The sequence below is a fragment of the Amycolatopsis vastitatis genome (assembly GCF_002234595.1).
Classification (GTDB): Bacteria; Actinomycetota; Actinomycetes; order Mycobacteriales; family Pseudonocardiaceae; genus Amycolatopsis; species Amycolatopsis vastitatis.
Map to the genome: position 1 here is coordinate 333,992 of NZ_NMUL01000012.1, position 18,244 is coordinate 352,235.

At 70.6% G+C, this 18,244-nt stretch carries 23 protein-coding genes; 15 read left to right on the forward strand and 8 right to left on the reverse strand.

Annotated elements, in window-relative coordinates; all coding sequences use genetic code 11:
* Positions 1 to 66: 66 nt before the first annotated feature.
* The 7 genes from pqqA to CF165_RS15900 are packed head-to-tail and all read left to right on the forward strand — an operon-like array spanning position 67 to position 4,814.
* Positions 67 to 153 (forward strand): pyrroloquinoline quinone precursor peptide PqqA, encoded by an 87-nt coding sequence (pqqA, locus tag CF165_RS15870; protein ID WP_043790872.1) that lies wholly within the window; start codon positions 67 to 69, stop codon positions 151 to 153.
* Between the two features lie 3 nt (positions 154 to 156).
* On the forward strand, positions 157 to 846 hold the full coding sequence (gene pqqC, locus CF165_RS15875) for a pyrroloquinoline-quinone synthase PqqC (protein WP_093948268.1): 690 nt from the start codon (positions 157 to 159) through the stop codon (positions 844 to 846).
* Positions 843 to 1,109: a pyrroloquinoline quinone biosynthesis peptide chaperone PqqD gene (gene pqqD / locus CF165_RS15880; protein ID WP_093948269.1), complete on the forward strand. Its 267-nt coding sequence runs from the start codon at positions 843 to 845 to the stop codon at positions 1,107 to 1,109. Before pqqC ends, pqqD begins: the two co-directional genes overlap by 4 nt.
* Positions 1,100 to 2,164 carry a pyrroloquinoline quinone biosynthesis protein PqqE gene (pqqE, locus tag CF165_RS15885; protein ID WP_093948270.1) on the forward strand — a complete coding sequence of 355 codons (1,065 nt, stop codon included), beginning with the start codon at positions 1,100 to 1,102 and terminating at the stop codon, positions 2,162 to 2,164. Before pqqD ends, pqqE begins: the two co-directional genes overlap by 10 nt.
* Positions 2,161 to 2,994, forward strand: coding sequence for a pyrroloquinoline quinone biosynthesis protein PqqB (gene pqqB / locus CF165_RS15890; protein ID WP_093948271.1), 834 nt, complete (start codon positions 2,161 to 2,163; stop codon positions 2,992 to 2,994). Before pqqE ends, pqqB begins: the two co-directional genes overlap by 4 nt.
* A gap of 54 nt (positions 2,995 to 3,048) precedes the next feature.
* Positions 3,049 to 3,585, forward strand: coding sequence for an ArsR/SmtB family transcription factor (locus CF165_RS15895; RefSeq protein WP_093948272.1), 537 nt, complete (start codon positions 3,049 to 3,051; stop codon positions 3,583 to 3,585).
* Entirely contained in the window at positions 3,582 to 4,814 is a 1,233-nt protein-coding gene (locus CF165_RS15900; RefSeq protein ID WP_093948273.1) for an MFS transporter, read from the forward strand. The genes CF165_RS15895 and CF165_RS15900 overlap by 4 nt, the downstream gene beginning before the upstream one ends.
* Here CF165_RS15900 and CF165_RS15905 read toward each other — a convergent pair.
* On the reverse strand, positions 4,792 to 5,241 hold the full coding sequence (locus CF165_RS15905) for a MaoC family dehydratase (RefSeq protein ID WP_093948274.1): 450 nt from the start codon (positions 5,239 to 5,241) through the stop codon (positions 4,792 to 4,794). The genes CF165_RS15900 and CF165_RS15905 overlap by 23 nt on opposite strands.
* 64 nt (positions 5,242 to 5,305) lie before the next feature.
* Between CF165_RS15905 and CF165_RS15910 the strand changes: the two genes are divergently transcribed.
* Entirely contained in the window at positions 5,306 to 5,983 is a 678-nt protein-coding gene (locus CF165_RS15910) for an ArsR/SmtB family transcription factor (RefSeq protein WP_093948275.1), read from the forward strand.
* A gap of 181 nt (positions 5,984 to 6,164) precedes the next feature.
* Here CF165_RS15910 and CF165_RS15915 read toward each other — a convergent pair whose 3' ends face one another.
* Genes CF165_RS15915 through CF165_RS15925 form a run of 3 tightly spaced genes read right to left on the reverse strand, consistent with a single transcriptional unit; the run spans position 6,165 to position 8,858 of the window.
* Complete coding sequence (locus CF165_RS15915) at positions 6,165 to 6,422, reverse strand: hypothetical protein (RefSeq protein WP_093948276.1); 258 nt, start codon at positions 6,420 to 6,422, stop codon at positions 6,165 to 6,167.
* Between the two features lie 58 nt (positions 6,423 to 6,480).
* Entirely contained in the window at positions 6,481 to 7,863 is a 1,383-nt protein-coding gene (locus tag CF165_RS15920; protein WP_093948277.1) for an amidase, read from the reverse strand.
* The gene (locus CF165_RS15925; RefSeq protein ID WP_093948278.1) at positions 7,860 to 8,858 is read right to left on the reverse strand and encodes a D-2-hydroxyacid dehydrogenase; all 999 of its coding nucleotides are present in this window, start codon (positions 8,856 to 8,858) and stop codon (positions 7,860 to 7,862) included. The genes CF165_RS15920 and CF165_RS15925 overlap by 4 nt, the downstream gene beginning before the upstream one ends.
* 101 nt (positions 8,859 to 8,959) lie before the next feature.
* Between CF165_RS15925 and CF165_RS15930 the strand changes: the two genes are divergently transcribed.
* Genes CF165_RS15930 through CF165_RS15940 form a run of 3 tightly spaced genes read left to right on the forward strand, consistent with a single transcriptional unit; the run spans position 8,960 to position 11,228 of the window.
* A complete protein-coding gene (locus CF165_RS15930) occupies positions 8,960 to 9,700 on the forward strand; it encodes a maleate cis-trans isomerase family protein (protein ID WP_093948279.1) in 741 nt (246 codons plus the stop codon).
* A gap of 60 nt (positions 9,701 to 9,760) precedes the next feature.
* Positions 9,761 to 10,507: a maleate cis-trans isomerase family protein gene (locus CF165_RS15935; RefSeq protein ID WP_093948280.1), complete on the forward strand. Its 747-nt coding sequence runs from the start codon at positions 9,761 to 9,763 to the stop codon at positions 10,505 to 10,507.
* 1 nt (position 10,508) lies between these two features.
* A complete protein-coding gene (locus tag CF165_RS15940) occupies positions 10,509 to 11,228 on the forward strand; it encodes a GntR family transcriptional regulator (protein ID WP_093948281.1) in 720 nt (239 codons plus the stop codon).
* A 160-nt stretch (positions 11,229 to 11,388) separates the two neighbouring features.
* Here CF165_RS15940 and CF165_RS15945 read toward each other — a convergent pair whose 3' ends face one another.
* The 3 genes from CF165_RS15945 to CF165_RS15955 are packed head-to-tail and all read right to left on the reverse strand — an operon-like array spanning position 11,389 to position 14,438.
* A complete protein-coding gene (locus tag CF165_RS15945) occupies positions 11,389 to 11,859 on the reverse strand; it encodes a DUF4262 domain-containing protein (protein WP_093948282.1) in 471 nt (156 codons plus the stop codon).
* A gap of 60 nt (positions 11,860 to 11,919) precedes the next feature.
* Complete coding sequence (locus CF165_RS15950) at positions 11,920 to 12,978, reverse strand: tartrate dehydrogenase (RefSeq protein WP_093948283.1); 1,059 nt, start codon at positions 12,976 to 12,978, stop codon at positions 11,920 to 11,922.
* Entirely contained in the window at positions 12,975 to 14,438 is a 1,464-nt protein-coding gene (locus CF165_RS15955) for an NAD-dependent succinate-semialdehyde dehydrogenase (protein WP_093948284.1), read from the reverse strand. Before CF165_RS15955 ends, CF165_RS15950 begins: the two co-directional genes overlap by 4 nt.
* A gap of 90 nt (positions 14,439 to 14,528) precedes the next feature.
* Here CF165_RS15955 and CF165_RS15960 point away from each other — a divergent pair, with 90 nt between their 5' ends.
* The gene (locus CF165_RS15960; RefSeq protein ID WP_093948285.1) at positions 14,529 to 15,785 is read left to right on the forward strand and encodes an aspartate aminotransferase family protein; all 1,257 of its coding nucleotides are present in this window, start codon (positions 14,529 to 14,531) and stop codon (positions 15,783 to 15,785) included.
* A 2-nt stretch (positions 15,786 to 15,787) separates the two neighbouring features.
* Complete coding sequence (locus CF165_RS15965) at positions 15,788 to 16,285, forward strand: DUF3830 family protein (RefSeq protein ID WP_093948286.1); 498 nt, start codon at positions 15,788 to 15,790, stop codon at positions 16,283 to 16,285.
* 46 nt (positions 16,286 to 16,331) lie between these two features.
* Here CF165_RS15965 and CF165_RS15970 read toward each other — a convergent pair whose 3' ends face one another.
* Complete coding sequence (locus CF165_RS15970; protein WP_093948287.1) at positions 16,332 to 17,153, reverse strand: aldo/keto reductase; 822 nt, start codon at positions 17,151 to 17,153, stop codon at positions 16,332 to 16,334.
* A 216-nt stretch (positions 17,154 to 17,369) separates the two neighbouring features.
* Between CF165_RS15970 and CF165_RS15975 the strand changes: the two genes are divergently transcribed.
* Positions 17,370 to 17,741, forward strand: coding sequence for a hypothetical protein (locus CF165_RS15975; RefSeq protein WP_093948288.1), 372 nt, complete (start codon positions 17,370 to 17,372; stop codon positions 17,739 to 17,741).
* A gap of 5 nt (positions 17,742 to 17,746) precedes the next feature.
* Positions 17,747 to 18,223: a roadblock/LC7 domain-containing protein gene (locus CF165_RS15980; protein ID WP_093948487.1), complete on the forward strand. Its 477-nt coding sequence runs from the start codon at positions 17,747 to 17,749 to the stop codon at positions 18,221 to 18,223.
* The last annotated feature ends 21 nt before the right edge of the window (positions 18,224 to 18,244 follow it).

An 18,244-nucleotide genomic window follows, 5' to 3' on the forward strand; every position in this document is an offset into this window, starting at 1 on the left:
CGCTGGTCAGTCCGCTCCGCGCGCTCCTAGGGTGGCGACGATCACCCCCGCAGAGAGGAGCAGGACATGCTCGAGGAGTGGACGACCCCCGACTTCGTCGAATACGAAACCCCCATGGAGGTCACCGCTTACGCGGCCCGCATGGCGGACTGAAGGATGCCGGTCGAGCCACTTCCGGAAAGCGCATTCATCGACGAGCTGCGCGGACTTTCCGGCCGGTACTGGGGAACGCACCCGTTCCACCGCCGGCTGCACGCGGGCGAACTCGACGAGCGCGCGCTGCGGATCTGGGCGGCGAACCGCTGGTACTACCAGTGCGTGCTGCCCCAGAAGGACGCGGCGATCATCAGCAACTGCCCGCTGCCGGAGATCCGCCGCCAGTGGCTCGACCGGATCGTCTACCACGACGGGGTGAGCGCCGGCACCGGCGGGATCGAACGCTGGCTGCGGCTCTGCACGGCGGCCGGCCTGGACCGGGACGAGGTCCTCGACGAACGGCACGTCGTGCCCGGCGTCCGGTTCGCCGTCGACGCGTACGTGACTTTCGCGCGCACGAGACCGTGGTGGGAAGCCGTCGCCTCGGGACTGACCGAAATGTTCGCCGGGCACCTGATGCAGCAGCGCGTCGCGGACATGCTCGCGCACTATTCCTGGATCTCGCGCGAAGACCTCGCCTACTTCACCAACCGCATCGACAAGGTTTCCGGCGAAGGCAAGGACACCCTCGACATCGTCATCCGCCACTGCGTGACGCGCGAACAGCAGGACCGAGCGATCGCCGCGTTGTCGTTCAAGTGCGACGTGCTGTGGTCGATGCTGGACGCGATCGAACGGGCGGCCGCGTGATCACCGCCGATTCGGTCCCGCAACTCCGGCGCGGTGTCCGATTGTCCTTCGACCACGTCCGGGAGACGCACGTGCTGCTGTTCCCCGAAGGCGTCCTGGTACCGAACCCCACGGCGGCGGCGGTCCTCGAACTCTGCGACGGCGCCCGGTCCGTCACCGAAATCACGACGGCGCTTTCGAAGCGCTACTCCGGCGTGCTCGCGCAGGACGTCGTTTCCGTGCTGACGCGGCTGGGCGAACGGCGGGTGGTCGCATGGACGTGAGCCCGCCGCTCGGCCTGCTGGCCGAGCTGACCCACCGCTGCCCGCTGCACTGTCCCTATTGCTCCAACCCGGTGGAACTGACCACCCGCGACGCCGAGCTGTCCACGGCGGACTGGCTGTCGGTGTTCTCCCAGGCCCGCGAGCTGGGCGTGCTTCAGGTGCACATGTCCGGCGGCGAGCCGCTGGCCCGGCCGGACCTGCCCGAGCTGGTCGCGCACGCGAGCGGGCTCGGCTGCTACGTCAACCTGGTCACCTCCGGGCTCGGCCTGACGTCGTCGCGGCTCGACGACCTCGTCGAGCGCGGGCTGGCGCACGTCCAGCTGTCGGCGCAGGGCGCGACGCGCGAGCGGGCCGACCTCCTGGCCGGCGCCAAGGCGTTCGACCGGAAGCTCGCCGCGGCTGCTTCGGTGAAGTCGGCCGGGCTGCCGCTGTCCCTGAACGTGGTCCTGCACCGGCGCAACCACGATCAGCTCGCCGGGATCATCGAGCTGGCCGAGCGGATGGGTGCCGACCGGCTGGAACTGGCGAACACGCAGTACTACGGCTGGGCACTGCGCAACCGGGACGCGCTCATGCCGACTCCGGCGCAGCTCGCCGCGGCCGAGCCGGTGGTGCGCGCGGCCATTGCCCGATTGCGGGGCACGATGGAGATCGTCTACGTCGTCGCCGACTACTACGAGCCGTATCCCAAGCCGTGCATGTACGGGTGGGGCGCGCGGCAGCTGACCGTGGCGCCGGACGGCACCGTGCTGCCGTGCCCGGCAGCGTCGGCGATCTCGACGCTTTCGCTCTCGTCCGTGCGGGACACAACGCTCGCCGAGATCTGGTACCACTCCTCGTCGTTCAACGCCTACCGCGGCGAGGACTGGATGTCCGAGCCCTGCCGCACGTGCGACCGCCGCGGGCTCGACTTCGGCGGCTGCCGTTGCCAGGCATTCCTGCTCACCGGCGACGCCGCGGCGACCGACCCGGTGTGCTCGCGGTCGCCGCAGCGCGACGTCGTTGACCTGGTGCTCGCCCGTCCGCCGGCGGTCGGCCTCGTCATGCGCCGGTGAAGGTGATCCTGCTCGGCACCGCGGCGGGCGGCGGGTGTCCGCAGTGGAACTGCGCGTGCCGCCTCTGTGTTTCCGGGCTGGTGCCGCGCTCGCAGGACTGCGTCGCGATCAGTGCGGACGGCGTGGGCTGGTACCTGCTCAACTGCTCGCCGGACATCCGGGCCCAGATCCTCGGGACGCCGGAGCTGCGGGCCGGCCCGGGACCGCGCGAGATCCCGCTGCGGGGTGTGCTGCTCACAGATGCCGAGCTCGACCACTCGCTGGGCCTGCTGATGCTGCGCGAGGCGGGCGGGCTCCCGGTGTGGGCGCCGGAGCCGGCGTTGTCCGCGCTGTCTCCCTTCCGCACCATCGTCGACGGCTACGGCGGCTGGACCTGGTTATCGACCGTTAACATCCCCGGATTGCGCGTCGACGTGCTGCCGGTCAGCGACAAGCGACCGAAGTACGTCCCGGCCGGCCCGGACGGCCCGTGGGTGGTCGCCTACCGGATCGAAGACCCGGCGACCGGCGGCGTGCTGGTGTACGCGCCGTGCCTTCGAAGCTGGCCTCCCGGGTTCGACGCGTTCGTCGCGGACGCGGATCTCGTGCTGCTGGACGGCACGTTCTACGCGCCGGACGAGATGGCCGGCGTCGGCGGACCGGACCAGCTCGCGATGGGGCACCTGCCGATCACGGCGAGCCTGGCCCGGATCGCCGGGCGGAAGGGTAATTGGGCGTTCACTCACCTCAACAACACGAACCCCGTGCTGGACCCGGCGACGCCCGAGCACGCGGCTGTCCGGGCCGCCGGAGCCGCGTTGCCGCCAGACGGAACGTCGTACCTGCTTTAGGCCACCGGCCACGACCCCCAAATAACTCTTTGGCGGTGGTGGCATACTGGAGGCATGCCCTACGACCACCTCCGGGTCCTGGCCCATCCGCTCCGCCTGCGGATCCTGTCGCTGCTGACGGGCACCCCGCTGAGCGCGGCCGAGGCAGCGCGTGAACTCGGCGAAACCCAGGCGAACGTGAGCTACCACCTCCGCCGCCTGCACGACGCGGGCCTGCTGGAGGTGGCGGAAGAGGTCTACATCCGCGGCGGCCGGGCGAAGCGCTACCGCCACGATCCGGCATCCGGCAAGCGCTTGACCAGCCGCGACCCGGCGGAGGAGAAGCTGGTGACGAAGGCGATCGCGGAAGAGCTGCTCCGCCGGGCGGGGCAGCGCGCCCCGAACCGCCCGGCTTCGCTGACGGACGCGGAGCTGTCGGTGGACCCGGAGGTGTGGTCGCGGCTGCTGAAGCAGGCGACGGCGTTGAGCCAGGAACTCCACGACGCGGCGCGGCCCCCGAGGTCTCCGGGGACAGTGCGCGTCAGCGCGAGTGTGGCGCTGTTCGAACTGGCGACCACTGATCGCGCCGTCGCGGTGGAGGAGCTTCCGTGACCACGTCACTGCTCGCCCCGCTGCGGGAAGCTCGCTTCCGCGCCCTCGTCACCGGGCGGACGTTCGCCTTTTTCGCCAATGCCGTCGCGCCGTTCGCGCTCGCGTTCGCGGTGGTCGACCTCACCGGGTCGGCCGTCGACCTCGGCGTCGTCGTCGGGGCGCGGTCGCTCGCCAACGTGCTGCTCGTCCTGTTCGGCGGGATGCTGGCCGACCGGCTGCCGCGGTCGGTGATCCTGCAGGGCACCGAAACCGCCGCCGCCCTCACGCAGGCGGCCATCGCCGCGAGTGTTCTCGGTGGATTCGCGTCCGTACCGCTGCTGGTCGGGCTCAGCCTGGTCAACGGGGCCGTCTCGGCGATCTCGCTGCCCGCCGCCGCTTCGCTCACGCCGTTGACCGTGCCCGGACCGCTGCTCGCCCAGGCGAACGCACTGGTCCGGCTGCTGTCGAACGCCGGCCGCATCGCCGGCGCCGGCCTCGCCGGGGTCCTCGTCGCCTTCGCGGGTTCGGGTTGGGCACTCGCCGGGAATGCCGTGCTGTTCCTCGCCGCCGCGCTGGCGTACAGGCGGATCCGGCTGCCGCCCGGCGAACGAGTCCCCGGCCGCCGTCCGCTCGCCGATCTCGCCGAAGGCTGGCGCGAGTTCCGCGCCCGGTCCTGGGTGTGGCTCGTGGTGCTGCAGTTCATGATCGTCAACGCGGTCATAGCGGGCGCGCTGCTGGTGATCGGCCCGCTGGTCGCCGACGGCACCTTCGGCCGCACCGGCTGGGGCCTCGCGCTGGCCGTGCAAACGGCCGGGTCCCTGGTCGGCGGCGTCATCGCCGCGCACTGGCAACCACGGCGGATGCTGCTGACCGGCGTCGCGCTCGTCATGGCCCAGGCGCTGCCGATGCTGGCCCTCGGCGAAACGCCGTACCTGCTGCCACTGCTGGCGGCGATGTTCCTTTCGGGCGTGACGATCGAGCAGTTCGCCGTCGCGTGGGACGTGTCGCTGCAGGAAAACATCCCGCAGGACAAACTCGCCCGCGTCTACTCCTACGACATGCTCGGCTCGTTCGTCGCGATGCCGCTCGGCCAGATCACCGCCGGCCCGCTGGCGGAGCACGCCGGCCGCGAGGCGACGCTGCTCGGAGGCGCGGCACTCGTCGTCGGCGCGACGGCGCTCGTGGCGTGCAGCCCGCAGGTGCGAACCCTGGTCCGGCGCGCGCCGGTCAGCCCGGACGCACCAGGATGAAGTTCAGCAGGCTGGCGCTGAACACGATTTCGCCGCCGTCCTCGACGAGCTCGACGCGGGTGCGCACCAGTCCCCGGTCGGGCTTCGAACGGGAGCGCCGAGCCTCGGTCACGGTGGCCCGCAGCCGCAGCACGGCACCCGGACGCACCGGACGCGGCCAGCGCAGCTCGTCGACACCCGGGCTGCCCAGACTGGAGACAGCGGACAGATAGTGGTCCGCGTACAGCCGCATCATCAGGCTCGCCGTGTGCCAGCCGCTGGCGATCAGCCCGCCGAACGGACCGCCCGCCGCCGAGGCCGGGTCGGCGTGGAAGTCCTGCGGGTCGTAGCGCCGGGCGAACTCGACGATCTCGGCCTCGGTCACCGCGACGCTGCCGCACTCGTAGGTGACGCCCCGGACGTAGTCCTCGAAATAGCGATCAGTCACGGCCGCAGGGTGCCACAGGAACAGTTCGATCCGGAGCGAACTGTTCCGCGGCTACGCTGACGCGATGTCCGCCGAGCCCGACATCGCGTCGGTCGCCCATGCCATCGGCGAGCCGGCACGAGCGGCCATGCTGCTGCAGCTGATGGACGGCGACGCGCACACCGCCCGGGCGTTGGCGGCGGTCGCCGGGATCGCGCCGTCCACGGCGAGTTCGCACCTGCGCCGCCTGAGCGAGGCGGGTCTCGTCGAGGTGGCCGAAGCGGGCCGGCGACGCCTCCACCGGCTCGCCGGCCCGGAGGTGGCTCAGCTGGTGGAGGCCTTGGCGGCACTCGCCCCACCCCGGCTGCCGGAACGGCTCCAGCCCGACCGGCGCGCCGGGCCGCTGCTGCACGCCCGCGCGTGTTACGGCCACCTCGCCGGGCAGCTGGGCATCGACTTCGCCGCGGCGCTGCGCGAGGACGGAGTCGTCGGCGACCTCACGCCAGGCGAGACGGGCGTGCTGCACACTTTCGACCACCCGCTGCTGGCGGCACTGGGCATCGGCGAGCTACCGGACACCGGCCCCGCCGTGCGTGGGTGCCTGGACTGGTCCCACGGGACCGTGCACCTCGCGGGAGCGCTGGGGACGGCACTGCTGAGGGCTCTGCTCGGCGCGGGCTGGGTGCGCCGCCGCTCAGGGGGAAGGGCCTTGCGCATCACCGAAGCCGGACGGCACCGGCTCGGCGAACTCGGCCTCGTCTAAGGCTTGCCCTCGGGCCTCCTGCTCGGGCTCGCCGACAACTCCCTGCCTACCGAGGCCGTCCTGCGCAGCTTCCCCGGCACCGCTGCCTGACGTGGTCGAAGCCTCCTGCGCGACCTCGCTGACACTCCTGTCCGACGTGACCTCATCGCGAACGCATTGCCGCTACCGGACCACGCGTTCTCTACCGGCCCACCCGGGGTCCTGACGTCAGGTCGCGGTGGCCGTCGAGGCGCCACCAGTTCTCCAGCGTCTCGCGCAGCGCCTTCAGCAGCTCGCCGCCCGTTTCCAGCGGGACCAGCGCGGCCTTGCCGTCGTCCACCCTCAGCGCCGCGGCCAGCCGGTCGCCCTGCTCGATCAGGCCGACCACCACCCTGGTCGGTTTCCCGGTGACGTCGACGGTCGGGATGGCTCGTTCGTAGCGCCAGCCTTGAGCGTTCACCCGGCCGACAGTGGCACAGCTTTCCCCGTCGCGGACCGGGGTTCACCCTCAAGTGTGGTCAGGCGGCGACCCAGGGCCGCACTTCCTCCAGGAGCTTCGCCACGGCCAGCACCAGGTCGTCCGAGTGCCGCGGCCCGACGATCTGCAGGCCGACCGGCAGCCCCGCCGACGTGCGGCCGGCCGGCACGCTGATCGCCGGCTGCTGGGTCATGTTGAACGGGTACGTGAACGGCGTCCACTCCGGCCACTCGCTCAGCCCGCTGCCCGGCGGCACGTCGTGTCCCGCCTCGAACGCCGCGATCGGGACGGTCGGGGTGATCAGCACGTCGTAGCGGGTGTGGAACTGGCCCATCAGGATGCCCAGCGCGGCCCGCTCGGCGGTGGCGTCGAGGTAGTCGCTCGCCGTCCACGTCCGGCCCAGCTCCCAGACCTTGCGCAGGCCGGGGTCGGTCCGTTCTTCGGAACCCGGCGGGAACGTGTCGAGCAGCTTCGCCGCACCCGAAGACCACAGGATGTCGAACGCCGGCTTCGGGTCGGCGAACCCGGGGTCGGTTTCCTCGATGTGCAGGCCCGCGTCCCCCAGCGCGCGGACCGCCGCCGCGACGATCGCGGCCACCTCCGGGTCGACGTCGACGTAGCCGAGTGTCGGCGAGAACGCCGCGATCAGGCCGCGCACGTCCCGCCGGACCGCCTCGCGGAACGACGCCACCGGCGGCGCCAGCGCGGACGGGTCGCGGGGGTCCGGCATCGACAGCACGTCCAGCAACAGTGCGGTGTCGTCGACCGACCGCGCCATCGGGCCGGCGTGCGAGAGCGGGCCGAACGGGCTCGCCGGGTAGAGCGGGATCCGGCCGTGGGTCGGCTTGAGCCCGACGATCCCGCAGAACGACGCCGGGATCCGCACCGAGCCGCCGCCGTCGGTGCCGACGGACAGCTCGCCCATCCCGGCCGCGACGGCCGCGGCGCTGCCGCCGCTCGACCCGCCCGCCGTCTTCGACGGATCGGCCGGGTTGCGCGTGATGCCGCACAGCGGGCTGTCGGTCACGCCCTTCCACGCGATCTCGGGCGTGGTCGTCTTGCCCAGCAGCACCAGGCCGGCCTCGCGCATCCGCGCGGCGACCGGGCTGTCGACGTCCCACGGCTGGTCCGGGCTGATGCTCTTCGAACCCCGGACGGTCGGCCAGCCCTGGGTGAGGAACATGTCCTTGATCGACGCGGGCACGCCGTCGAGCCAGCCGATCGGGTTGCCGTCCCGCCAGCGGATCTCGGACGCTTTGGCCTGCTCCAGCGCCCGGTCGGCGTCGACGAGGCAGTAGGCGTTGCACTCGCCGTCGCGGGTTTCGATGGCCTGCAGCGCGCTCTGCGTCGCCTCGATCGGTGACAGCTCACCGGTCGCGTAGGCGGCGACGAGTTCGCTGGCGGTCAGCATCCTGTCGTTCATCCGGCTCCCTGGTTCCCCGACGGCACGTAGCCGAGCGTCTTGTCGACGACATTGCGCAGCGGCTCCCCAGCGCGCCAGCGGCGGAAGTTCTCGGTGAACACCTCGACCAGCGTGGTCCGCCAGCCGACGAAGTCACCGGACATGTGCGGCGAAATCAGCACGCCGGGCATGGTCCACAACGGGCTGTCCGGCGGCAGCGGCTCGGTGTCGAACACGTCGAGCGCGGCCCCGGCGATGGTCCGGTTCTCGAGCGCCGCGACCAGGTCGGACGTCACCACCAGCTCGCCCCGGCCGACGTTGACGAACCGTGCGGACGGCTTCATCGCGGCGAACGCCCGCGCGTCGAACATGCCCTTGGTGTGCTCGGTCAGCGGCGCGACGGCGACGACGTAGTCGGCGTGCGGCAGGAACTCCGCGAGCCGCGCGGACTCGTGGACGACACCGAAGTCCGGGTCACCGATGCGTTCGCGACGCCCGGCACCGCTGACCTGCATCCCGGCCGCGCGCAGCAGCCGCGCGATGGCCCGGCCGATCGGCCCGGTACCGACGACGACCACCTCACGTCCGGCGATCCGCTCGCTCTCCCGGTGCAGCCAGCGGCCCTCGCGCTGCAGGTCGTGTGACCGCGCGAAGTCCTTCGCGAAGGCGAGCACCACGCCCAGTACGTACTCCGCGATGGCGTCGTCGAAGACGCCCCGCGAGTTCGTCAGGACGACGTCGCTCTCCCGCAGCCCGGGGAACAGCACCGGGTCGACGCCCGCGCTGGCGATGTGCAGCCAGCGCAGCCGGTCGGCCGCGTGCCACGCACCCGGCACCGCGGTGGAGAGGAAGTCGTAGACGAAGAGGGCGTCCGCTCCGGACAACGCTTCGGCCAGGCCTGCCGCATCCGTGTAACGCACGACCGCCCCGGATTCGACAGCACGCATGTCCGGTGGGCGGGACTCGCCACAGAGCACTGCCAGGACGGGAGCTTCCCGGTCTTCCGAGGCGATCACGTTGACACGGTAAAAGTCACTCGTATGATTGTCAACAATCCGAGGAACGACCCCCGGAGCACCGGACGTGTCACGCACAGACGTATTCCGGAGGCTGAGCCTTGGATTTCGACTTCCTGGCGTTCGAGGGCCCGCTGGCGCAACGCGGCATCGGGGTGATCGCCCCCTTCGACCTCGCGCTGGAGCGCGAGCTCTGGCGCTGGGTGCCGATGGAGGTGTCCCTCCACCTCGCCCGCACGCCCTACGAGCCCGTGCCGGTCAGCATGGAGATGGCCCGCCTCGTCAGCGACAGCCACCACCTGGCCGGCGCCACCCGCGACGTGCTGCACGTCGAGCCCGAGGTCGTCGCCTACCTCTGCACGTCGGGCAGCTTCGTCAACGGCGTCGACTACGAGCGTTCGCTGACCAAGGCGATCTGCGACGCCGGCGCGCCGGACGCCGTCACCACCTCGGGCGCACTGGCCGAAGTGCTGACCCAGCTCGACCTCCACCGCGTCTCGGTGCTCACGCCGTACGACGCCGACCTCACCGGCGCCCTGCACGACTTCCTCGCCGAACTCGGCGTCGAGACCGTGTCCAGCGACCACCTCGGGCTGGGCGGCGGCATCTGGAAGGTGAGCTACCGGACCATCGCCGAGCGCATCCTCGCCGCCGATCACGGCGACGCCGAAGCGATCTTCGTCAGCTGCACCAACCTGCCCACCTACGACCTGATCGAGCCGCTGGAAGCCGCCCTCGGCAAGCCCGTGCTCACTGCCAACCAGCTGACCATGTGGGCATGCCTGCGCCGGATGAACCTCCCCATCGTCGGACCCGGGAGGTGGCTTCGTGACGTGTCGTGAAGGTTTTCCTTGACCGCCCCTCTAGGGTTGTCGACAATTTGCGTCCCCTCCGGAGGTTCCGTGACCACCATCGGTTTCATCTACCCCGACCACGCGGCCGAAGACGACTACCCGCTGGCCGAGCAGCTGCTCGGCGGCGCGGCCGTCGACGAGGGCGACATCCGGCTGGCCGTCGAGCACATCTACGGCACCGACAAGCACGCGGTGGCCGAGCTGCTGGACCTCGGCAGCGAGGCCCGGCTCGCCGACGGTGCCGCCCTCCTCGCGAAGCACGAGCCCGCCGCGGTCATCTGGGCGTGCACCAGCGGCAGCTTCGTCTACGGCTGGGACGGCGCCCGCGATCAGGCCGACCGCCTCGCCGCCGTCGCCGGGGTCCCGGCCTCCAGTACCTCCTTCGCGTTCGTGCACGCCGCGCGTGCCATGGACATCAAGCGGGTCGCCGTCGCCGCCAGCTACCCGGACGACATCGCCCGGCTGTTCGCGGACTTCCTCGGGGCCGGCGACATCGAAGTCGTCTCGATGGCCAGCGCCGACATCGTCACGGCCGCCGAGGTCGGCGCGATGAGCCCGGATGCCGTCGTCGAACTCGCCGTGAGCCACGACCACCCGGACGCCGAAGCCGTCCTCGTGCCGGACACCGCCATGCGCACCCTCGGCGAGATCAACGCCGTCGAAGCCGCGCTCGGCAAGCCCGTGCTGACCGCCAACCAGGTCACGGTCTGGGAGGGCCTGCGCCTGACCGGGCAGCACCGGCTCGTCCGCTCGCTCGGCGCGCTCTTCCGGCCCCTGCCGGACGGGAGAGCCTGAGATGGCCCTGCCACCGGGCACGCTGCCCGAGATCGAACCGGTGAGCCGCGAATCGACGGCCGCCGTCATCGCGCGCCAGCTGCGCGACGCGATCATGACCGGCGCCCTCCCGCCCGGCACCCAGCTCGGCGAAACCGAGCTGGCTTCACGGTTCCAGGTGTCACGGGGGCCGCTCCGGGAAGCCATGCAGCATCTGGTCTCCGAGGGGCTCCTGCGCAGTGAACGGCACCGCGGGCTGTTCGTGATCGACCTCGAGCCCGGCGACGTCTACGACATCTATGCAGCTCGCTCGGCGATCGAACGCGCCGCCATGCTCCGCGCCCTGCGCAGCGGGGACCGCGACCGGATCGCCGACCTGCTCGAACGCACCGTCGCCGAGATGGCGACCGCCGCAAGCGAAGACGACCCGAATGCGCTCTCCACCGCGGACCTCAAGTTCCACGAGGCCCTCATCAACGCCTCCGGCAGCAAGCGGCTCGTCCGGATGGCCCGGACGCTCCTCATCGAGACCCGGATGTGCCTGACCGCGCTGCAGAGTACGTACCAGCGGGTCGAGGAACGCGTGGAAGAGCACACGAAGCTCATCCAGGCGCTGCGGGACGGCGACGAAGAGACGGCGCTGGCGCTCCTGGAGGCTCACATGGAGGACGCCGTGCAGCGGCTTGCGCCGGGCACCAGCCTCCGGGGCGGGCACGCCCCGCCGGTGCCGGGAAACGCGTGACCGAAGCGCCGTCACGCTTGACCGGAAAGCCGACACGCGTGTTCTCAGGGTCGACACGCGGACCCGGACGGCCGGTTCGCGGACCACGAACGACGACACACGGGCATGGACGGCCGGCACGGGCTCCGGGAAGCAGTTGACCGGCACGGCGCATGGGCATTTAGCGGCCACGGCGCACCCCCAGCACCGGCTGGCCGCCTTCGCCGTCGCGGAAGTCGGACGACCACGGCCAGCGACCCTGGTCGTCCGCGTGGACCAGTTGCAGCGCACGGATTTCCGGGCCGAACAGCGCGACCGCGAACACCAGGTGCGCCGACGGTTCCGCGAGCGCGACGACCTCGACCAGCGGGCCGCCCCGCAGCAGGATGCGTTCGCCCGGCGAAGGTGGCGACGCGTGCAGGGAGTGTTCGGCCATGCCGTTGAGCAGGTCGCCCGCCGCGCGCATCGGCAAGCCCGTCACGACCAGCTCCGGCAGGCCGAACCCGCTGAGCCCGATCGTGTAGGCCCACGGCGGGTACAGGCCTGATCTTTCCACTCCCTGCACGAGCCAGCCCCGGTCGGCCACGCCTTCCCGGAGCAGCATCAGGTATTCGGACTGTGGCCGGTCCGGGTTGTCACACTGCCAGCACATCGGTGTCTCCTCCCCCTCGGTGGGCTCGTGGCCACCGTGCCGGAGGGCACCGACAAAAACTCAGCCCAGCGCTTCGGCCACCGCCGTGCCGAGCCGTTCTGTGGTATCCGTGCCGCCGAGGTCCGGGGTGCGCACGCGGCCCTCGTCGAGCACGCGGTCCACCGCGGTCCGGATCGCTTGCGCGGCAACGGTTTCACCCAGGTGTTCGACCAGCATCGCGGCCGCCAGGATCTGCGCCACGGGGTTCGCGATCCCTTGCCCCGCGATGTCCGGAGCGCTCCCGTGGACCGCCTCGAACATGGACGGGAATTCACCCGATGGGTTGATGTTGCCGGACGGTGCCATGCCGAGGCCGCCGGTGATCGCGGCCGCGAGGTCGCTCAAGATGTCGCCGAAGAGGTTCGACGCCACGACGACGTCGAGCCGGTCCGGCGCCTGGACCATCCGCGCGGCCAAGGCATCCACGTGCATCTGTTCACTGTGGACGTCCGGGAACTCCGCCGCGACCTCGGCGAAGATCTCGTCCCAGAACGGCATCGAGTGGATCAGGCCGTTGGACTTCGTCGCCGAGCAGACGCGGGAAGACCGCGTGCGGGCCAGTTCGAACGCGTACCGGATGATCCGGGTGACGCCGACGCGCGTGAAAACCGACTCCTGCAGCACGAATTCGTCGGGCCGGCCGGCGTTGTGCCGTCCGCCGATCGCCGAGTACTCCCCTTCGGAGTTCTCGCGGACGATGACCAGCTCCAGCTCCTCGGCCTTCCGCCCGGCCAGCACGGACGTCGTGCCGGGCAGCAGCCGCACCGGGCGCAGGTTGACGTACTGCTGGAACGCGCGCCGCAGCGGGATCAGCAGGCCCCACAGGGAAACGTGGTCGGGCACGCCGGGAAAGCCGACCGCGCCGAGCAGGATCCCGTCGAACGCCGAGAGCCGCTCGACACCGTCGTCCGGCATCATCGAGCCGAGCCGGGCGTACCGCTCACAGCTCCAGTCGAATTCCGTCCACTCCAAGGAGAAGCCGAAGAGGACGGCCGCCCGGTCGAGGACCTTGCGGGCCTCGACCGTGACGTCCACGCCGATCCCGTCGCCCGGGACGCTCGCCAAGCGGTAGGCCGTCACAGGGCCACCGCGATGTACTTGGTCTCCAGGAACTCCTCGATGCCGACCGAGCCGCCTTCGCGGCCGAGCCCGGACTGCTTGATCCCGCCGAACGGCGCCGCCGGGTTCGACACGATGCCCTGGTTGAGGCCGATCATGCCGGCTTCGAGGGCCTCCGAGACGCGCAGCGCGCACTTGAGATCGCTGGTGTAGACGTAGGAAACGAGCCCGAATTCGGTGTCGTTGGCCTTCGTCACCGCCTCTTCCTCGGTGTCGAACGGCGTGATCGGGGCGACCGGCCCGAAGATCTCCTCGTGCGTCAACCGCGCCTCCTGCGGGACGTCGGTGAGCACGGTGGCCTGGTAGAAGTGGCCGGGGCCGTCGACACCCGAACCGCCGGTGAGCACCTTCGCGCCGCGGTCGGTGGCGTCCTTGACCAGCTCGGTCACCTTGTCCACGGCGTTCTGGTCGATCAGCGGGCCGACCACGACGTCCTTCTCGGTGCCACGGCCCATCGGCAGGGCCTGCATGCGCTCGGTCAGCCGCCGCGCGAACTCCTCGACGACGCCGCGCTGCACGTAGAACCGGTTCGCCGCGGTGCACGCCTCGCCGATGTTGCGCATCTTCGCCTGCATCGCGCCTTCGACGGCCGCGTCCATGTCGGCGTCGGCGAAGACCAGGAACGGCGCGTTGCCGCCCAGCTCCATCGACGTCCGCAGGACCTTGTCTGCGCACTGTTCGAGCAGCTTCCGGCCGACGCCTGTCGAGCCGGTGAAGGAGAGCTTGCGGGCCCGGCCGTCGCGGATCAGCGGCTCCATCACTCCGCCGGAGTCGCTGGTCGTGACGACGTTGAGCACGCCTTCCGGCAGACCCGCCTCGGCGAGGATGCCCGCCAGAGCCAGCATCGACAGCGGCGTCTGCGCGGCCGGCTTGATCACCATCGTGCAGCCGGCGGCGACCGCCGGGCCGATCTTGCGCGTACCCATCGCCATCGGGAAGTTCCACGGCGTGATCAGGATCGTCGGTCCCACGGGCTGCTTCGTGATCAGGAACCGGCCCGTGCCGTTCGGGGCGGTCGCGTAGCCGCCGTCGATGCGGACGGCCTCCTCGGCGAACCAGCGGAAGAACTCGGCGGCGTAGGCGATTTCGCCCTTCGACTCGGCGAGCGGCTTGCCCATCTCCAGGGTCATCAGCAGAGCCAGCTCGTCCTGGCGCCGCATCAGCAGCTCGAAGGCGCGGCGCAGGATTTCGCCGCGCTCGCGGGGCGCCATCTTGGCGAAATCGGCCTGCGCAGCGACGGCGGCGTCCAGTGCCGCGACGCCGTCCGACGGTGAGGCGTCGGCGACGTGGCACAGCTCGTTGCCGGTGGCCGGGTCGACCACCGGGAGGGTCTTCCCGTCCTGGGCGGCGACCCACTTGCCGCCGATGAACAGTTCCTTGCCGACCGCCTCGACGACGCCGGACTCGGTGCTCGCGCTCATCCCGACTTGCTCCTCACGTGTTGTCCCGAGGGCCATGCTATGGATATTGTCAACAATCGACAACCCGCTCAGACGACCGAGGAGCACGCTGTGGCCCAGCTCTCTCCGCTGCTCAAGCAGGCAACGCCCGTCGTGGTCGACCACGGTGAAGGGGTTTACCTCTACGACGTCGAGGGCAAACGCCACCTCGACTTCACCGCCGGCATCGGCGTCACGAGCACCGGGCACTGCCACCCGCACGTCGTGCGGGCCGCGCAGGAGCAGATCGGCAAGCTCGTCCACGGCCAGTACACGACGGTCATGCACAAGCCGCTCCTCGAGCTGACCGAGCGGCTCGGCGAGGTCCTGCCGAGCGGGCTCGACTCGCTCTTCTACGCGAACTCGGGCAGCGAAGCCGTCGAAGCGGCGTTGCGGCTTTCGCGGCAGGCGACGAAACGCCCGAACGTCATCGTCTTCCAAGGCGGCTTCCACGGCCGGACGGTCGCAGCGGCGACGATGACGACGTCCGGGACGCGGTTCAGTGCCGGCATCGGCCCGCTGATTGCGGGCGTGCACGTCGCGCCGTTCCCGTACGCCTACCACTACGGCTGGGACGAGCAGACCGCGACGAAGTTCGCGCTGCGCGAGCTCGACTACCTGTTCCAGACCGTCAGCGCACCGAACGAGACCGCCGCGATGTTCGTCGAGCCCGTACTGGGCGAAGGCGGGTACGTGCCGGCGAACACCGAGTTCATGGCCGGGCTGCGCGAGCGCGCCGACCGGCACGGCATCCTGCTCGTGGTCGACGAGATCCAGACGGGTTTCGGCCGCACCGGGAAGTTCTGGGGCCACGACCACTTCGACGTCTCGCCGGACATCGTCCTCATCGCGAAGGGCCTGGCGAGCGGCTTCCCGCTGTCCGGCATCGCCGCTTCGCAGGAACTGATGGCGAAGGCGTTCCCGGGATCGCAGGGCGGGACCTACGGCGGCAACGCCGTTTCGTGCGCGGCGGCGATCGCGACGCTCGAGGTCATCCAGCGGGAAAACCTGGTGGAGAACGCCGCCGAACGCGGGCGCCAGCTGCTCGAAGGCGCGCGAGTCATCGCGGACAAGACGCCGTCGATCGGCGAGGTGCGCGGGCTGGGTCTGCTGGTCGGCTCGGAGTTCACCACCGCCGACGGCGAGCCGGACGCGGCGACCGCGCAGGCCGCGCAGCAGGCAGCATCGAAGAACGGCCTGCTGCTGCTCACGTGCGGGCCGTACATGAACGTCGTCCGGATGGTGCCGCCGCTGGTCGTCACCGCCGAGCAGGTCGACGACGCGCTGCGGATCTGGGGCGACGTCGTCGCGTCGGTCACGGGGAGCTGAGCATGGCCCGGTACATCACGATCACCCTCGACAAGCGCGGCGTCGCCTGCCGCGCCCGGCTGCTGGACGACGAAGCACCGCGGACCTGCAAAGCGGTCTGGGACGCCTTGCCGCAGAGCGGTTCCGCCTACCACGCGAAGTACGCGCGCAACGAGGTCTACACCCTCGTGCCGCCCTTCGCGGAACCCAAGCCGGGGCGCGAGAACCCGACGATCACGCCGATTCCGGGCGACGTCGTGTACTTCGGCTTCGAAGCCTGGGAGATCGGCAACCCGGCGTACGGCTACGACGAAGACAGCGAAGCGCACAGCGACCAGGGCGCGACCGACCTGGCGATCTTCTACGGACGCAACAACCTGCTGATCAACGGCGACGCGGGCTGGGTGCCCGGCAACGTGTTCGCCACGATCGAGGAGGGTCTGGCCGAGATGACAGCGGCCGCGCAGGACCTCTGGTTGCGGGGTGTCGAGGGCGAGACGCTCTCGTTCGCGCGAGCCTGAACGCCCGGAACGGGCCCGGCCGCGGGGAATCCGCGGCCGGGCCGGTTCACCCGAGCGCGTTCAACCGCTCGAAGTCGTCGTCGGAAAGCACCACGTCCGCTGCGGCACAGTTCTCTTCGAGATGCGCGATCGACGACGTCCCGGGAATCGGGAGGACGACCGGCGAGCGGCGCAGCAACCAGGCGAGGGACACCTGGGTGGGTGTCGCACCGAGGCCGGCCGCGACCTTTCCGAGCACCCCGCCCGCCGTCGCGTGGTCACCCCGCGCGATCGGGAGCCACGGCACGAACGCGATCCCCTCGCGTTCGCAGTAGTCGAGGACGTCGTCGGACGCGCGGTCGGTCAGGTTGTAGCGGTTCTGCACGCTCGCGATCGGCGCGATGGCCCGCGCTTCGGCCAGTTGCGCGACGCTGACCTCAGACAACCCGATCCGCGCGACCTTGCCCTCGTCCCGCAGCCGGGCGAGTGCGCCGACCTGGTCGGCGAGCGGTACCTGCGGGTCGAGCCGGTGCAGCTGCAGCAGGTCGAGGCGTTCGACGCGCAGGCGCCGCAGCGAAAGTTCCGCCTGCTGGCGGAGGTATTCGGGCCGGCCCAGCGGAACCCACTCGCCGCGGCTCGGACGCGCGTGCCCGCACTTCGTCGCGATGAGCAGTCCGCGGTACGGGTGCAGCGCGTCAGCGAGCAGTTGCTCGTTCAGCCCCAGGTCATAAGCGTCCGCGGTGTCGAATAAGGCGACGCCGAGCTCGGCCGCCCGGCGTGCGACCGTCTCGGCGCCGGCTTTCACGTGGTCCCATTCGGTGAGCCGCATGGCGCCGAAACCCAGCCGCCGCACGGAAAAGCCGTCTTCGAAGGTGTACGTCGTGGTCATGCCCGAAGCTTCGCCGCCGCTTCCGTCACCCACCAGAGATTTAGCCTGAGCTAAATACAGACCAAGCACTCTCCGTAACATTACAGAGTGTTGTTAACGCGAACAGTCTATCGCGATTACGCCGTTCAGGGATATCCGGATGCATCGGTCAACTCTAGGGTGATCAAACCTGACCACGCCTGTGCGTCGACCGCCGGAGACGAGGAGAAGATCCCCATGAACATCGAAACGGCGTTGAAGGAAGCCCTTTCCATCACCGGTGCGGTGGGCGCGGCACTGGTCGACTACGAAAGCGGGATGGCGCTCGGCACGCTGGGCGGCGGCGACTGGCTGGACCTGGACACGGCGGCCGCCGGCAACACCGAAGTCGTCCGGTCGAAGCTCAGAGTGATCTCCGCGCTCAGGCTCAACGACGAGATCGAGGACATCCTCATCACACTGCGCCGCCAGTACCACCTGATCCGGCTGCTGCAACCGGCCAAGCACGACTCCTCGCTGTTCCTCTACCTCGTCCTGGACCGGGAGCGGGCCAACCTCGCACTGGCACGGCACCACCTCAAGAACATCGAAGCCGAGCTGGTCGTGTGACCAGTATGCAATCGGACGTACCCGGGACTCCGACCCCGCTGCCCACGCGCGGGAGGAGGGGTGCCGAGAGTGTCCCGCCGCAGCAGAAACTCCGCGAACCCCATCCCGACGCCGAGGCCGCGGCCAAGGCGCTGCGAGAGGTCCGCGACGAGGTCGACCGGGCCAACATCACCGGGCTCCTGCTGGCGAGCCGGGACGGCCTGCTGCTGGCCAGCGACACCCAGGAGATCGAAGACGACAGCGTGGCGGCCATGGCCGCCGCCTCCGTCGGGCTCGCCACGAGGTTCGTCGGGCAAGCCGGCCTCGGCGAGGCGCGGGGAGCGATGTTCCAGGGTTCGCTCGGGCACGTCTGCGTCTTTCCCGTGCAGGGGCCCATCCTGCTGGTCGTGTTCGCGCGGCCGGACACGACCATGGGCCTGTTCAACGTCGTCGCCCGGCAGGCGCTGACACTGCTCCAGGACGCGTTAACCACGACTAACTGACCACGGAAGCTCCTCCGCGCA